This is a genomic window from Paenibacillus hunanensis (genome assembly GCF_034055775.1).
Taxonomy (GTDB): Bacteria; Bacillota; Bacilli; order Paenibacillales; family Paenibacillaceae; genus Saccharibacillus; species Saccharibacillus hunanensis.
On sequence record NZ_CP139194.1, the window covers coordinates 3,708,150 to 3,721,855 of the forward strand.

A 13,706-nucleotide genomic window follows, 5' to 3' on the forward strand; every position below is an offset into this window, starting at 1 on the left:
TATTTATTTGAAAATGAGATTGTTGATTTTAGGATTATTGCTTGTGCTGTCTTCTTCTACCTGCTTGTACTATGTACTTTCATTACTCATATTTTAGAAATAACTGTGTGCTTACTTTTCGCTTGCTGTTCTTGTATTCTTTTATTCTTTTGTGCTTCTGTTGCTTTTCTCTTGTTCTTCTATAGTTCTGTCTTTCTCATTCTGACTCGTCATGCTTCAATATAAAACATAGAGAAAGGTTCTATAGGCAACCATATAAAAACACCAGAACAGCTCTATATCCTGTCCTGGTCGCATTTATACTCTGTTCTGATATGTCGCAATAAAGGCGTAATCGAACATATGCAAGCCATTCAAATCTAGAGTTGAAATAATCAGACAAATGAAAACAATAACTTCAACTGAGCTATCTATACTCTGTTTGCAGCTAGTATATCTACAGCGTTTTTCACTCCAATGTTGCTATGCAGTATTGTCCCTTCACCAGTCAGTCACTCACTCATTTTCCACTATATACTGCCGAATGCGTTCTAAAGCAGACGGTGTATCTGCATCCCAGAAGCAATATGCAGGCAGTTGCACCTTTGCTCCATACCAGTCTGTCCCTTTCAGCAAACGACGAGCTCCCTGATCGCCCGTAAGCTGCTCCAGCCCATCCCACATCGATGCAGCAAATAATATAGGAGGCGCTGCTCCATCCGCTCCCGTTGCCGCTACATAATCAAGCTCTCGCTGCTCCTGCCATTGTGCGACTAACTGCTGAATATGTGTCGGCTCCAGCAGGGGCTGATCTGCCAGCACGATCAATATCGCTTGCGCGGACGGGATATGCTCCCGTACATATTGCACACCCTCTCGAATCGAATAGGACATGCCTAGCTCCGCCTGCTCGCACGCGACTAGCTCCATCCGTTCGCTGTGTAGCCGCGTTAGCTGTTCACATTGCTCCTGCCATGCTGATGAGGAATGAGGAGAATGCACAACCACAATCGAAGCTAGCTCGCTAACCTGTAAAAGTACAGATAGAACCCTGCTGCCCACAGTTTCGCTTTTGGCATCCTCATGATTGATGGGCACCACGGAGCCATGCTCGACAGGTAGAACGGTGCTCGATTCATTCTCACCTGCTCCATCTATAGCATAAAGCCGCATAGACAGCTTATCCCTGCCCATACGGCTGCTCTTACCTGCTGCAAGTACCAGTGCGACGATGCTCATGACGGGTAACCTCCCGATTCTGTTGCGATTTGCCTCGCTTTACTGCGATCAGCTCAGCAGCGATGCTAATCGCAATCTCATCTGGCCCATCCGCACCGATCGATAAGCCAACAGGTGAATGCAGATTCGGATACTCTGGCAGTCCATCTAACAATCTTCGTGTTCGTTGAGACGAGCCCATAATCCCCAGATACATATACGGACAATCCTGTAATAGCTCTATCCATTCACGTTCACGCGGAAAATTATGACTCATCAGCAGTACATAATCGCCTTGACCCGGACGAATCTGCTCATACAGCTCCTGCGGAAATCCAGTTACACACTGCGCCCCTGGAAAACGTTCAGGTGTACACAGCGCCGTACGCCAGTCACCGATCACAACCTCAAAGCCTGCGGCACGTGCCAGCGTATGAACAAGCTGCGCGTCATCCCCTGCTCCGATTAGAATCAGACGTGGCTTGGGACGATACGTACGGATGAATATGGACTCAGCTTCTGCTTCAGAGGCATGAGTAGCATCCGACAGTGACATGGTCTCATGATGAGCAAGCACCAGACTGTGCGTATGATCTGTAGATGAATGAGGTGGCGTAACCTCTGTAGTCGCCTGATATCCGGTCACCAATCTATAGTGTACACGTTCACCCTCACGATGAAATTGACGGGTTAACCGCACCACCTCGCCAGCATGTAGTTGCTCGTACATCGTATTCAGCAGTCCACGCAGCTCGTCACGAATCGGTTCTAGCAAAATATGGAGTAGACCACCGCAGCCTATATTTTCACCCCAGGATAGATCATCCTTCGGACGCATATCGTATTCGACGATACATACTCGTTCACTGTCCCACGCCTGCTCCACACGAGCGCACAGATCGTCCTCCAGACAGCCCGGGCTAATCGTGCCGTAGTGGCGACCATCCTCGGTCAGAAGCATCGAGACCCCTTCCTTGCGATACGCATGTCCTTCAACGTGAACAACAGTAGCCAGCACGGTACGGATATGCTGTTTATCCTCTCGCAGTACAGCTTCACACAGGTCTTTCATATCCATAGTGTTGGGCTCCTTTCGTTAGTGGGGATGGGGAATTTTATGCTTTTTGGTTGGGAGGGGCACCACTTCGGGAAGGAATAAGGGGGACGGACTCGGTGGAACGCCGCGAATCTTTTAGATTTGATCAAAATGAAGATTCCCGCCGTTCCAAAGTCGTCCTTTCCCCCTTATTTCCTTCCCTTCGTTCTGTGCTTGTGCAGCATGTGAGCATAAATATTCGCACATTGTTGGGGGTGTGGCAGTTTGGACAGAATTTTAAAAGCTTTTTGTACTGAAATTGACTTCATTTGAATCAACCGATAAATTAACCGATTCGTGTTAGGAGACGTTTGATTGATTTATCGGATTCGTGCATGACGATGTGGCGGTCGATGGTGCGTACTTGTTTGTTTTCGAATACGATTTGACCGTCGATGAGGACGGTGTCGACGTTGCTGCGGCCGGCGGAGTAGACGACTCTGGAGTAGACATCGACATCATAAGATGGGAAGGTGTGGTAGTCGTTCAGGTCGAGCAGGACGAGGTCTGCTTTTTTGCCGACTTCGATGCTGCCGATTTCTTTGGACATGCCCAGCACTTCGGCGCCACCCATGGTTGCCATACGCAGGACGGTTCGCGCATCCATGACGGTTGGGCCATGTGGTACTTTTTGCATGAGCGCGGTCAAGCGCATCTCCTGGAACATATCGAGATTGTTGTTACACGGTGCGCCATCTGCGCCGATGCCGACGTGGATATGGCGGTTCATCAGGTCGGGAATTTCGGCGATGCCGGAGGACAGCTTCATGTTCGAGCCGGGACAATGGGTAACCTTGACGCCGCGCTTGTGTAGAATTTGCTTTTCCTCCTCGCTCAGCCAGACGCAGTGTGCCAGAATAAGGCGTGGGTTCGCTAAGCCGATATGGTCGAGATAGACGATATTACGCATACCGCGTTCCTGCTCGACCAGTGCGATTTCGCCGCGATTTTCCGATGCGTGGGTATGCACTTTGACATGGTAACGTGCAGATAGATCGCGTACCTCGGTGAGTAGACGTTCTGTGCAGGATACGACAAAGCGTGGGCAAAAGGCATACTGGATACGTCCACCGCCGAAGCCGTTCCATTTTTCCAGCAGATCGACGCTTTTTTGCAGGGATTCGTCGGTCTTTTCCTGTAAAGGCTCAGGTACATCGTCGCCGTGATCCATCATGACCTTGCCGGAGATCACTCGCAAGCCGCTCTGTGCCATCGCTTGAAATGCGGAATCGGTATGATGTACCGTTTCCATATCGCAAATCGTCGTTGTTCCACTGGAGATCAATTCGCCAATGCCAAGCAATGCAGAATAATAGATCGATTCCTCATCATGCGCCGCTTCCAGAGGCCAGATTCTTTTACGGAGCCAATCCATCAGCTCCATATCATCGGCACGACCACGGAAGATCGTCTGGCACAAATGAATATGCGTTTGGATAAAGCCGGGCAATAATGTTTTACCGCGTGCATCGATTTCACGATCAGCTACATCATCGAGCTGTACGCCGATTTTGGTAATTTTATTATTTTCGACGAGTACATCGCCGATGAATACCTCTTCACTCTCGTTCATCGTAACAATTTGTGCTTGACGGATCAGTATGCTTCCCACTCTTGGTTCCCCCTCTAGTCTGCTAACGGCTGCAATCTGCGACTTCATGCTATACCTCTATATAAAGCAATCTGTTCACAGGTTGCATGAAAGCCGGAGCGCTGGAAAAGCTGACACTGCACCCTGTGCAGCGATAACTTTTCTCTCAACGCGTCCGGCTTAATCCTGCTCGTTCTATTGCTGGATCATTGGATATCGATCAATGGAAAGGATTGTCGACAATCTCTATTTTGTTCATACGCTATTTCGTTTATACACCTACCCTATGAATGGCAGAAGCATCTTAAATGCCAATCGCCAGACCATCACTACGCGGGTCGGCAGTTCCACTGAACGTTCCATCCTCAGCGATCAATATCCCCTGCGCTTCACCCATTAATGCATCATAATCACGCACTGCTTCTACCGTATGACCATAAGCCTCTAGCCGTGAAGAGATATCCTCATACGAACGATGCTCAATCTTGAGCGTATCGCTGACATCTCCCCATGTCCGTCCATACAGCCAGCGTGGTAGAGCAATTGCCTGCTGCACCGTCAGCCCATAATCGATCACACCTGTCAAAATAGATAGCTGGGTCTGCGGCTGTCCCTCACCGCCCTGCGTACCAAGCAATAAGTACGGTCGTCCATTTTTCAATACCATCCCCGGCATCAGTGTATGGAAGGTACGCTTGCGCGGCTCCAGCACATTCGGCTTACGATCATCAAGTGAGAAGAACGAACCGCGATTTTGTAAAATCACTCCACAGCCATCCGGTACATACGCGGAGCCAAAGTCAAAATATAGACTCTGAATAAAAGAAACTGCATTGCCTTCATCATCCGTTACAGCTGCATACGCGGTATCCTGTCCCATCATCGCGGATAGATGCTCTGCCGCCTGTGGACTGGCTTGCATTTCATGCCATAGCTGTGACGCATACGCCTTGGATAGCAGCTGCTCTAGCGGAATTTCACGGAATGCCGGGTCGGTCAAATAACGATCCCGATCGCGGAACGCCTTTTTTACCGTTTCCGCCATTAGATGGTAGAACTCTGGTGAGAAGCGCGCAATCGATGACACCTCTGTATGCTCCAGCATATTAAGCATCATGAGCAGTGAAAAGCCCTGCGTATTCGGCGGCAATTGATACACCTCATGACCCCGATAGCTGGTCGAAACAGGCTTCACCCATTCGCCATGGTGAGCGGCAAAATCATCTGCTACCAGCGGACTACCATCGCGAGCTGTAGCGGCACCGATACGCTGCCCCAGCTCGCCTTCATAAAAGTAACCTCGTCCTTCTGCTACTACACCACGCAAAACGTTAGCCAGTTCTGGCTGCACGACCAGCTCGCCCTCCTGTAGCGGTTGTCCAGCACGCAGGAAGGTCGCACCTAAATACTCATCCTGTCGCAGCCATTCCAGATCACGTACTGTCCAACGTGCCAGACTTGGCGATGCCGGAAAACCCTCTTCTGCATACCGGATCGCTGGTGCCATGACTTGATCCCAGGCTAACCTACCATACTTTTTCCATACCGCTTCCCAAGCATCGACCATGCCCGGCACCGTTACGGCTGCCAGTGGGCCACGCTGTGGAATCGTTTCAAAGCCCTGTTTTGTATAAAACGAAGCTGTCGCTCTAATTCCAGAGCGACCACTTCCGTTATAGGCGTCTATCGTGCCTGTTTTTCCATCATGAATGAGGAAAAAGGAGTCTCCCCCAACACCTGTCATATGCGGATACACTACACCAAGCACCGCGCTAATTGCGACGGCAGCATCCATAGCGTTTCCACCGGATTGTAAAATAAATGCCCCGGTCTGGCTCGCCAGATAGTGTGGCGCAGCTACCATTCCTTTGCGCGATTGCGGCATAATGTTCATTAGCATACGACTTCCTCCTTGCCTGCATAAATGGCAAGAGCCGCTTGTACACCTGCACCTGCAGGTAGCTGCATGCCATGATAGATTAGCGTCGCTTCCAGTGCGCCGAGCACATGCAGTACATTTTTGCGACTGCTGCTGTAGCCCATACTGCCGATTCGCCAGATGCGTCCTTTTAGCGGACCGAAGGAGCTGGCAATCTCAATCCCAAAATCATCAAGCAGCATCGAGCGTACACTTTCGCCATCGATTCCTGCCGGAATTTCGATACAGGTGACAACAGGTAAGCGATGCTCGTCTCCACCGAATAGCTCCAGTCCCATCGCCTTCACACCAGCGACGATCGCAGCTCCATTTTGGCGATGACGCTCAAATCTCGCTTCCAGTCCCTCCTGATGCAAGATGCGCAGACCCTCACGCAAGCCATACAGCATCGAGGTCGCTTCCGTATGATGATTCAATCGTGCAGGGCTCCAGTAATCCTGTAGCTGTGCCAGATCAAAATAATTACTGCTAATTCGGCGACTGTTGATCTCATCGCCCGGTGCACGCAGTCCGCGCTCAATACTTTTACGCGCTAGAATTTTGCGTTCAATGCGTTCATTGTAGGTGATCGGTGCCATGCCTGACGGAACGGATAGACATTTCTGCGTTCCGCCGATTACCGCATCCAGCTTCCAATCGTCTGCATATAGCGGGACACCACCAATCGTCGCTACCGCATCAACGACGAGCAACACATCCTGCTCACGGCAAAAGTGACCGATCTCACGCAGTGGCTGCATACAGCCCGTAGACGTTTCCCCATGCACCATCGCAACGATAGCAGGACGGAATTCGCGAATCGCCTCTTTCACCTGCTCTGGCTCAAACACGGTTCCCCATTCGGTTTCCAGTGTCATCACCTCGCCGCCACAGCGCTCAGCAATCTCAGTCAGCAGATGACCAAACCGTCCGTAGATCGGAACCAGTACGCGATCACCTGGCTCGATAATGCTGACCAGCACAGCCTCCAGACCGGAACGTGATGTACCATCAATCGGATAACACCACTGATTGTCGGTCACAAACAAACCTCGCAGCATTTCCATCGTTTCATTCATCAGCTCAGTAAAAGCAGGGTCAAACTGACCCAGAATCGGATAGGATAATGCACGCAGCACACGCGGATCGACCTCAACCGGTCCCGGTGTCATAATCGTACGTGGCGGCGGGGAAAGCTCTTTATACTGTTTCATCACGTTCACCTCAATAAGCAGTTTGATATAACCATTGTGTTAACACGCGGAAGCCCTGTACGAGCTCCTCTGACGCGGTATATTCCAGCGGATTGTGACTGATGCCATCACGACTTGGCACAAAGATCATAGCCGACGGACACATCATGCCGAAAATCTGAGCATCATGCCCTGCACCGCTCGGCATCTGGCGGCTATGAATACCATGTTGCTCGCAAATATGTTGTAGCTCATCGATCATGCTCGGGTTCATTAACACAGGCTCTGCGCGAAGATTTTCCTGCCAGAACAGGGTCATTCCTTCTCTAGCCGCAATCGCAGCTAGCTCAACACGCAGGCACTCGGTATATTCGTCCAGCTTCTGACTATCCAGATGACGAATATCGAGCGTGAACATCGTCTCTCCGGCAATCACATTCGACACACCTGGAAAAGGCTGAATATTGCCAACGGTAGCGACCAGTGGATCACCCTCTGCCAGCGCGCTACGGCGTACGGTCGTAATCATCTCAGCCGCACAGGCAAGCGAATCACTGCGCCAGCCCATCGGCGTTGTACCTGCATGGTTACTTTCTCCAGTGACACGAACCTCGATGCGGCGTTGTCCAACAATGCCAGTTACAACCCCGATCTGCTGCTCGCTTCGTTCAAGTACACAGCCCTGCTCAATATGAAGCTCGATATAAGCACCGGGCTGTCTGCGACCCGATTCATACGGCGATGCTGCTCCAAATCCGGCTTCCTGAATCGCTTCGGCAAGAGTGACTCCATTGCGATCCTGTACATTAGGCAATTCCTGCACCGTATATTTTCCAGTGATATTGCCTGAACCCCAGTACGTAAGCGGAAAACGACTTCCCTCTTCCTCAGCAAGCGATAAGGCTTCTAATGTACGTTTAGGCGGGCCATAGGCTTCCTTTAAATAAGCAAGTGCCAGCACCGCTGCTACAACTCCGTAGGCACCATCATATTTGCCACCCATAATTACCGTATCGATATGAGAGCCTGTAGCAATCGATGGAAGGGAGGACTCGGTTCCCTGCAATCTTCCTGTCAGATTGCCAGCCTGATCGTAAAAGGCATCCAGTCCATGCTGCATCATATATTGCGCTAAGGCATCCTGCGCTGCCACCCATTCTGGCGTATATAATAGACGACTTACGCCGCCTTGCGGATCTGCACCGTAACCAGCAAGCCAATCCAGCATGGGCTGTAGTTGCTCACAGTATTGCTCTAGTAGAGCTGTAGTCTGAGCCGTTGATTTAACCATAGGTGACACCTCCCGACTTATACGCAACCCCTTGTCCGATTCGTTCAGCCGCAAGCCCTTGCTGCTCACTATAGACGGTCGAGCCACGTACGATCGTCTCCACAATCGTTGACGAGAAGCTATAGCCGATATATGGACTTTGACGATGCTTATCTAATAAATCTGACTGTTCCAGCGTTTTCCCCCGGCTGAGATCAACCAGCACCAAATCGGCGTCCATTCCTTCGGCGATAAGCCCTTTACAATGAGCTAATCCAAGACGCTCGGCTGGACGCTGTGCCAGCATGGTCATAAGTGCAGGTAATGTGAGGCTACGGCGATGATATCCTTCCTCCAGCATCAGCAGTAATGTGCTCTGCGCACCAGCAATGCCACCCCATGCCTTGAAAAAATTATCCGTCTGCTTCAGCTCCGGTGGACAAGGCGAATGATCGGATGCCACAATATCGATCAGTCCCATCTGCACCGCCTGCCATAGCTGCTCCTGCTCAGACTCCGAACGTAGAGGCGGCGCACATTTGGCGACTACGCCTTTCTGAAGCAGATCCTGCTCTGTAAGTACCAGATAGTGCGGACATGTCTCTACGGTCACATTCTGTCCAGCCGCCCTGGCTGCTGTGATAACGTCTACTGCCTCACGACTGCTGATGTGTACAAAATGTAGCGCACATCCCGTCTCCCGACCTAGCTGCAATGCATTGCGTACTGCACGTACTTCCGCTTCGATCGGACGAGAATGCGCATAATCCAGCTCTCGGATTTTGCCTGCCGCTTGTGCCTCAGCCGCAAGTGCGGCTACCATCTCTTCATCCTCAGCATGCAGGGCAAGCACATATCCAAGTCGCGCAAGCTCCTTCATGCCTTCCCGCAATGTAGCCTGATCGGCTCGTGTGAAAATATCCTCTCCATCACCGCCAGGCTCCGACATGAACGCTTTGAAGCCAGGTACGCCACCCTCTACAAGTCCCTGTAGCTGGTCTACATTGCCTTCTACCAGTCCGCCCCAGAGCGCATAATCGACGTAGGAATTTCCGTTTGCCGCCTGCTGCTTTAATTCAAGACGTTCCTTGCTCGTCGTTGGCGGCACACCATTTAGCGGCATATCGACATAAGTTGTGATGCCTCCAGCTGCCAGCGCAGCCGATCCGGTCGTGAAGCCTTCCCATGATGCCAGTCCCGGCTCATTAAAATGAACATGGATATCGACTGCACCTGGCAATACATAAAGCCCGTTCGCATCGATCGTTCGCAACGCCTGCTGTCCTTGCAATGAAGGAGCGAGCTGTACAATTTTACCGTCCTGTATCCCGATATCCAGCACTTCCACACGATCTGGCAGAACCACTGTTCCGCCTTGAATGATGACATCCAGCCTATGCGTCATGGCTGCCGCTCCTCTCGATCCAATCTATATATAAGGCATGCTATAGCCCCATGTTATCTATAATTCAGTGATGATCAGCTTCCACGATACGTACTATATCCACCAGGCGATACTAATAGTGGAATATGATAGTTACTATCCGTATCTCGAATCTCAAATCGAAGCGGTACGATATTCCAGATCGAAGACGCTGCCGCAGCGCTTGCTAGTGTACGATGATAATCCCCTACATGGAAATGAAGCTCGTATACGCCTGATTTCATCGCTTCGCCACTTAGCAAAGGAGCATCCACACGTCCATCATGATTCGTCACCGCCACTGCAAGCTGCTTCCCTGTTGCGACCTCATATAGCTCAATCGCTACGCCTACAGCTGGACCACCCTGTCCGAGGTCAAGCACATGCGTCGTCAGTTTGCCACTGCTCATACGTTCAAGCCCTGTCGCTCTGCCCAATCGTTCATACGCAAGCCAACAATAATATTCACCTGCGCTAAAGCCGTAGCGAATTCCTGCTCTTTGGGTTGACCGTTACGCTGCTCCATAATGTCGAGAATCTGAGCAGCATTTCTTCCTTTTACAGCCAGGATGAATGGAAACTGATACGTATCCGTATACTCGCGATTCAAACGTGATAGCTTCTCATATTGCTCAGGAGTCAGGCTATCTAATCCAGCACCTGCCTGCTCAGATTGAGAATGCTCGGTCATCTGAATCCGCGCTCCCAGATCCGGGTGCTGACGCAGAAGCTCCAGCTGCTTCTCTGCTCCGGCTTCATCGACAACTGCTTTCATTTTATCTAACACATCCTGTAAACTATCAAAAGGAGCTTTTTCCCATGCTTGCTCAATCACCCATGGAGAATGCTCATATAAATTGCTGAATTGTGCTACAAATTGCTCTTTCGTCCATGATTGCCACGGTTGAGATGTAAGTTCCACTACGATCGCCCCATTATTCGTTTTATTTTTATCATTTTACGTCAGGTTATCGAACATATCAATTAAAGCTTTATTTTTTTGTTATATAAAATAACATTGAAGTAGGGTTTTGTGAATGATGCCTTAATACAAAAAGAGCAAGCATCCATAGACGCTTGCTCTTTGTTATTGTGGTGCCGATCCTGTTTTCTCAATCCATTGTGAAGTCGGTGGTTCATGATACAATGCTGTTATGCCGATATACAGACCGATCATTATGACGATCACAGCACCAAGCAGTATCCAAATGTTCCGTTTCATATGAATGCATTCCTTTATCAAATCAGCATGTATGATTCTATTACAGCTGCTTTGGTCTGAGCCTGTTTATCCGTTATTTTTCAAAAACTTACGGAATGTGAACACCATTTTCAGCTTCAATAGATCGTTGGTTTTTTTAAAATCCATCTGAAGCAGACTACCGATCTTGTCCATACGATACGTCACCGTATTGCGATGCACATACAGCTGCTTAGCCGCTTCGTTAATCAAGCCATCATTTTCAACAAAGGCTTCCAGCGTGCCCATGAGTACCTGATTCGGATCACCGTCTCGAATCATCAGCGGCTCCAGCACTTTATTACAATACGTTTCCATAATATGCTCAGGCACATGCTGAAATACATAGGCGAATTCAAGCGTATGGAACTGCAACGCCATATGCCCCATACCGAATCGTTTCGCCAGCTTACGCGTCTCCACCGTCTCCTGATATGCCTCACGGAATGATTCCGGCTTGAGCTTAATATTGCTAATCCAGAAGCGCGGACTGCCACCATCACTCGCCAGCTCTGCCATATCCTCAAACCGTGTCATCAGAAAGGCAGATAGCTCCTCCCCATAATCGCGCTCCGATGGACATGTATAGATCGACAGAATTCCTTCCTCTACCCGAAAATGCTGGGATGGAAATAGCTGCATCAGCGGATTATACTGTAGCTCCTGATGAATCTGAGCCAGCCGCTTTTCGGAGGAAAATGCCTGCGGCTCCAGCGTTGTCAGCACACATTGATACGGTCCGCCAAACAGGCTAATCCCAAGCCGTTCTGCACCTTGAATCAAATCGCCAATCGAAATCCGCCGTGCCAGATGCTCTGCCATCAGGGTACGTATCTTATCCTGCAAGCCTGGATTAATATGCTCCCGATACGTTGTATCCATGTGAAATGCCAGCACCTCGGCAGCTTGCTGGAACAGCTCTTCCTCTTCACGCAGCTGAATCGCCGTATCTGTGAATACGAGTAGGAAGCCGTATTGCTCATCCCGCTGCATGATCGGCACGCGGTAGCAGCTACCCTGATTCCATTTCACACGAGTCAGCGACATTTTCCACGGCCAGCCCTGTAGCAATCCATCCTCTTTGCCCTCGCCGCTGTTATACAGCACATGACCACGTGAGCCAATGATCGCGACCGGATATTGAATAATGCCCTCTAATGCAGCAAATACATTGCTTTGTGAATCCTTGTTTAACGCGAACTGCATGAGCTGTTTCTGTTTGTGTAACACCGATTGCAATAGCTTGGTGCTCCGCTCATGCTCCACTTGAAACAGGGCATTCATCTGATCAGAAAAAGTAAATTCAAACGGCAGTTCTAATAGCGGAAACTGCAATCGATCGGCTTCTTCGATGATCGCCTGTGGAATCACATCCCAGAAGCGTCCCAGCTTCACGCCCATGCCTGCACAGCCACGCTCATTCAGCTTACGCATCAGCTTGATCGCTGCCTCCTGATCATCCTTCATCAGAAAAGCCGTTGTAAACAACATCTCTCCACTTTTAATCCAATCTGCGATATCCGGTGCATCCATCACATTCACCGACTTCATCAGCCGGGACGTTCCCCCGGCACCCGCAACAAGACGCGCCTCCGATAACGGATAGACCGCCAGCGCTTCCTTGACAGTCAATTGCATACGAGCACCCTCTCCCCCGTGTTTCACTTTGCATTCCCTGTACTGTGGTAGCTACAGGACAGTATGGTTTGCAGTTTTCAGCCGAGCAGCTTGCGATACAACCGTCTAGTTCAGCCGTTAAACTCAAATATTGTCACGTATTATAACATACAAATTATTTAATGTACTATCTTGTATATTTCACAAAAATATGCCCGTTTTCAAACCTTTGCACAGATGCGATTTTCATTTGCACTGAATGATGGATGAACAGGGTATACACATGCTGAATATTCCTACCAAGCATGTACGATTGGGGAACGAGTTGCATCGTGATCATACCCATTCATCCTGAATGTTCGCTCTATACTCAAGACACATACACGCTGAACTAGACGTTATGGAATTAAAGAAGACAGCAATACAGTCGTTGTTGCGTGAATAAACGCAGGATCAGGATTCGTCTTCAACATTACCGTTAACCCGAGCATGCCGGTCACAAGGGTCTGCGCATGAGCCTGTGCATCATAATCCGGACTCAGTTCCTTTTCAACAATTGCTCGTTCCAAACGCCGGGTAAATAGCGCACTTAAATACATCTGATGCTCCCGTGTCAGTACCGCAAAACGCTCATCATGCGGCGCCAGCTCTACCATCGTATTGATGCAAAAGCAACCATATTCGGTCTGATGCTGGTCATCCGATTGTGTCACATACTGAAATAAACGCTCAAAAGATTGTCTCGCTGTTTTATCCTGCTGCAACAATCGATCGATACGCTGGGCATGCTGGTGATTATATCGGCGTAATGCCGCTTCAAACAATGCCTGCTTATCACCGAAGGCAGCATACAGACTCGGCTTCTGTAAACCAGTCGCAGCCGTCAGATCAGACATGGATGTCGCTTCATACCCTTTGTGCCAGAACAGATTCATCACCTGCTGTAATACATGCTCCTCATCAAATCCACGTTTTCTCGCCATATCTGCACCTCTTTTTATACCGATAAGTAAATAATATAATTCCAATGAGCGAACAATTAACTAATCATTTCTCTTTATGATTATAGCATATACAGCCTACGTCATAACTTGTATTTATTATTACCGCTTGACACTATTTTATGAAATGATTATATTGAACTTAAATAATTTACCAATC

Annotated in this window: 12 protein-coding genes; all 12 read right to left on the bottom strand. The window is 49.5% G+C overall.

What is annotated here, in order from left to right:
• Window positions 1-495: 495 nt before the first annotated feature.
• On the bottom strand, window positions 496-1,218 hold the full coding sequence (locus SK066_RS15040) for a nucleotidyltransferase family protein (RefSeq protein WP_320542092.1): 723 nt from the start codon (window positions 1,216-1,218) through the stop codon (window positions 496-498).
• Window positions 1,184-2,275: an XdhC family protein gene (locus SK066_RS15045; RefSeq protein WP_320542093.1), complete on the bottom strand. Its 1,092-nt coding sequence runs from the start codon at window positions 2,273-2,275 to the stop codon at window positions 1,184-1,186. The genes SK066_RS15040 and SK066_RS15045 overlap by 35 nt, the downstream gene beginning before the upstream one ends.
• A gap of 304 nt (window positions 2,276-2,579) precedes the next feature.
• Complete coding sequence (locus SK066_RS15050) at window positions 2,580-3,905, bottom strand: 5'-deoxyadenosine deaminase (protein ID WP_188776573.1); 1,326 nt, start codon at window positions 3,903-3,905, stop codon at window positions 2,580-2,582.
• A gap of 283 nt (window positions 3,906-4,188) precedes the next feature.
• A complete protein-coding gene (gene ggt, locus SK066_RS15055; RefSeq protein WP_407673825.1) occupies window positions 4,189-5,778 on the bottom strand; it encodes a gamma-glutamyltransferase in 1,590 nt (529 codons plus the stop codon).
• Window positions 5,778-7,016, bottom strand: coding sequence for a pyridoxal-phosphate-dependent aminotransferase family protein (locus SK066_RS15060; protein WP_320542095.1), 1,239 nt, complete (start codon window positions 7,014-7,016; stop codon window positions 5,778-5,780). Before SK066_RS15060 ends, ggt begins: the two co-directional genes overlap by 1 nt.
• A 10-nt stretch (window positions 7,017-7,026) precedes the next feature.
• Entirely contained in the window at window positions 7,027-8,286 is a 1,260-nt protein-coding gene (locus SK066_RS15065; protein WP_320542096.1) for a M20 family metallo-hydrolase, read from the bottom strand.
• On the bottom strand, window positions 8,279-9,670 hold the full coding sequence (gene allB, locus SK066_RS15070) for an allantoinase AllB (RefSeq protein WP_320542097.1): 1,392 nt from the start codon (window positions 9,668-9,670) through the stop codon (window positions 8,279-8,281). The genes SK066_RS15065 and allB overlap by 8 nt, the downstream gene beginning before the upstream one ends.
• Window positions 9,671-9,744: 74 nt before the next feature.
• Window positions 9,745-10,098 (bottom strand): hydroxyisourate hydrolase, encoded by a 354-nt coding sequence (uraH, locus tag SK066_RS15075; protein WP_320542098.1) that lies wholly within the window; start codon window positions 10,096-10,098, stop codon window positions 9,745-9,747.
• Window positions 10,095-10,610: a 2-oxo-4-hydroxy-4-carboxy-5-ureidoimidazoline decarboxylase gene (gene uraD, locus SK066_RS15080; RefSeq protein ID WP_320542099.1), complete on the bottom strand. Its 516-nt coding sequence runs from the start codon at window positions 10,608-10,610 to the stop codon at window positions 10,095-10,097. Before uraD ends, uraH begins: the two co-directional genes overlap by 4 nt.
• A 165-nt stretch (window positions 10,611-10,775) precedes the next feature.
• Window positions 10,776-10,910 carry a hypothetical protein gene (locus SK066_RS15085; protein WP_320542100.1) on the bottom strand — a complete coding sequence of 45 codons (135 nt, stop codon included), beginning with the start codon at window positions 10,908-10,910 and terminating at the stop codon, window positions 10,776-10,778.
• 66 nt (window positions 10,911-10,976) lie between these two features.
• On the bottom strand, window positions 10,977-12,566 hold the full coding sequence (locus SK066_RS15090) for a PucR family transcriptional regulator (protein ID WP_320542101.1): 1,590 nt from the start codon (window positions 12,564-12,566) through the stop codon (window positions 10,977-10,979).
• Between the two features lie 377 nt (window positions 12,567-12,943).
• Window positions 12,944-13,528, bottom strand: coding sequence for a TetR/AcrR family transcriptional regulator (locus SK066_RS15095; RefSeq protein ID WP_320542102.1), 585 nt, complete (start codon window positions 13,526-13,528; stop codon window positions 12,944-12,946).
• Between the last annotated feature and the right edge of the window lie 178 nt (window positions 13,529-13,706).